The organism is Rhodococcus sp. PAE-6 (assembly GCF_025290685.1).
Lineage (GTDB): Bacteria > Actinomycetota > Actinomycetes > Mycobacteriales > Mycobacteriaceae > Rhodococcus > Rhodococcus pyridinivorans.
In genome coordinates this window covers 1-245 of sequence record NZ_JAOCLZ010000195.1, presented here as the reverse complement: position 1 = coordinate 245, position 245 = coordinate 1, and the positions used below count along the sequence as shown (strand labels likewise).

Here is a 245-nt window from a genome sequence, read left to right as displayed (position 1 = left end):
CGTCCCCCTCAGTGAGATCATTGCGAACGGGTACGACCTCAACTTTGGCCGCTATATCAAGCAAACCGCGGCAGAGCAGGAAGACCTCGCTACACAGATCAAGGCCTACAACCGCATACGTGCAGAGCGCCGGGACGCAGAGGAGCGCATGCTCCGCGTTCTTTGCGCCGCGGGGATCGAAGGTTTCTATGAGTGACTCGTGGGTCGAGGCGACGCTCGGAGACACCTGCCTCTCAATCATGCGT

1 protein-coding gene is annotated in these 245 nt (G+C 59.6%); it reads left to right on the top strand.

All coding sequences use genetic code 11. The features are described from left to right. Positions 1–196 (top strand): SAM-dependent methyltransferase (locus NVV99_RS26750; RefSeq protein WP_260783329.1); only part of this gene is annotated, 196 nt, incomplete at its 5' end. Positions 197–245: the final 49 nt, after the last annotated feature.